General features: G+C 45.5%; 3 protein-coding genes. All 3 read right to left on the reverse strand.

What is annotated here, in order from left to right; translation table 11 throughout:
- Positions 1-540: 3-methyl-2-oxobutanoate hydroxymethyltransferase (gene panB, locus A3729_RS12490; protein ID WP_082882093.1), on the reverse strand; the 540-nt coding region annotated here is incomplete at its 3' end.
- Positions 541-635: 95 nt separating this feature from the next.
- Positions 636-1,139 (reverse strand): 2-amino-4-hydroxy-6-hydroxymethyldihydropteridine diphosphokinase, encoded by a 504-nt coding sequence (gene folK, locus A3729_RS12495; protein WP_068510005.1) that lies wholly within the window; start codon positions 1,137-1,139, stop codon positions 636-638.
- 52 nt (positions 1,140-1,191) lie between these two features.
- Positions 1,192-2,435, reverse strand: a 1,244-nt coding sequence (gene pcnB, locus A3729_RS12500; RefSeq protein ID WP_082882094.1) for a polynucleotide adenylyltransferase PcnB, incomplete at its 5' end; no start/stop codon positions are given.

The raw sequence follows: 2,435 nt of genomic DNA on the forward strand, positions 1-2,435 counted from the left end.
AAGTAAGATCATATCGGCACCGGCCTCTTCAAGGGCGCGCGCAGTATTAATCATGGCGTTAGCTTTTTCAGCTTCCTTGCCTTGAACGCGATAGCCGCCTAACTTATTGACAGACTGAGGCGTTAAACCCAAATGTGCACAAACAGGAATGCCTCGATCACTTAAGGCTTCAATATACTCTGCAAGCCACTCGCCGCCTTCTAGCTTGATAATATGGGCACCTGCTTGCATCAACTGTCCACCATAGTTCAAGGTATCGTGAGGGCTATTCAGGGTATTAAAAGGCATATCGGCCATAATTAAGGGAGACTGAGCGCCTCTGCTAACACATTGAGTGTGATAGACCATGTCATCAATACTAACAGGCAATGTCGAGTCCTGACCTTGTAACACCATGCCTAGAGAGTCGCCGACTAATAAAACGTCGATACCAGCATCCGACGCTAACTTAGCAAAGGTTGCGTCATAGGCTGTGACACAGGAGAATTTTCCATTGGACTCTTTTAGTTTACGAAGGCTCAGGGTTGTCGTTTTCATCATATAATCCTTAGTTTTCACAGTAGTATAAAACCGACTACTGATAATCTATGACAGAGCTTAGCTTGTGCGTAGATTAGCTACTTGTTTCGCGAGACTCAAGTCGGAGTGCCATCTAAACGAAGTAAATTATGCTCGCTGCACGAAGAAAGATGTTGTTCTAGGGTCGATGTATCGGGAAGCGTCCAAGCAGGCGCAATTTCGATTGCTGGTACCAGCACAAAGTCTCGTTCCAGCGCATAAGGGTGAGGAATGCGTAAGTCAGGGTCGTCGCTTGATAGCGTTTCATCGTTATAGAATAGAATATCCAGGTCGATGATTCGCTCCCCCCAATGCCGAGTCTTTATACGCCCGAATTCGGCTTCAAGTGTTTGAGTACACTTTAACAAAGCGAGTGGTTCCAGAGCGGTTTCAAGCCAGATGACTGCATTGACGAAGTCATCTTGATCCTGAGGCCCTTGAGGGCAGCTACTGTATAGTGATGATGATGACATTAGCTTTAGTTCAGGATGCCGGGATAGGGCTTCTATCGCCTTTATTACTTGAAGACGAGGACTTTCCAGGTTGCTACCAATACCGATGAGTACTTGATTTAGTTTCATGACTAGCTTTTTCTTCTCGCCGAACAGTTCCTGCTGACTTATACCTGCAGCATTATGATCGCTTTGGACGTCGTGATTGTCGGGTCTTTCGGCGGTCAGCACCAGGTGTCTCACGCTTTTTTCGATGATTAGCTTTGTTATAAACAGCAGAAGGGTGCTTGATTTGGAATTCAGTCCACCACTTAGCGAGTTCGCCGACAGGTTCACCAGCTTGCTCCCGTAACAACAAAAAGTCATAGGCAGCCCTGAATCGTTGCTGTTCAGCGAGGTGGAAAGGCCGCTTGCCGTGAGTCTTAGTGAGTCTGATTTGGTATTCCCATATTTCCTTCATCATTAAGGTGAAGCGCTTGGGTATAGATATATGAGGTAGTTGGCTTTGAAGTGTAAGTTGCCCTGCTTGTTGTAATGCAGGAAATTCGGGAACGCCTTCTTCAATAAGTTGTGACCACAGTCTATCGACTTCAGGCCATAGAAGAGTTGCATACAGAAATGCTGGTGTGACGGGTTTTTCTTGATGAATTCGTTGATCAGTATTTGTTAAGCCTGCCTCGAGCATTTTCTTATAGATAGCACTCTTATCACTGTTTTCCAAGGTATGAGCAATAGCTGGGAACAAGGGCTTAAATAGCCCATAGTCGACTAAGAGGTGAAAAATTTTCAATCCATAGCCAGAGAGAAACAGTTTTAGAATCTCATCGAACAAACGTGCTGCTGCAACGTTGGACAATAGCTGACCGTGCTCTCGTATGGCACCGCTGGTCTCTTCTTCGATATCAAAGTCTAGTTTAGCCGCGAAACGCAAAGCTCTGATCATCCGAACCGGATCTTCCCTATAGCGTGTTTCCGGGTCGCCAATAATGTTGATCAGACCCTGCTTAATATCGTCCAGGCTATCGACATAGTCGTAAATACAAAAGTCTTTAGGGCTGTAATAGAGAGCGTTTATCGTAAAGTCTCTTCGCACAGCATCTTCATCGATACTGCCATATTCATTGTCTCTAAGCAGCATGCCATGCTCTGATTGTTTTTCGTCCTGTTGGTTTACGCTTCCACGGAAGGTAGCAACCTCGATAATCTCGCGGCCAAACAGGATATGGACGAGCTTAAAGCGACGACCAATTAAACGTGAATTCTTAAAAAGAGCATGTACCTCCTCAGGGTGTGCATTGGTCGCAATATCAAAATCTTTAGGATTTTGGCCGAGCAAAATATCCCTGACACCACCACCAACCAGATACGCCTCATAGCCGCTATTATGTAAGCGATGCATAACCTTTAACGCCGATGGGCTAATTT

The organism is Oleiphilus sp. HI0043, from assembly GCF_001634935.1.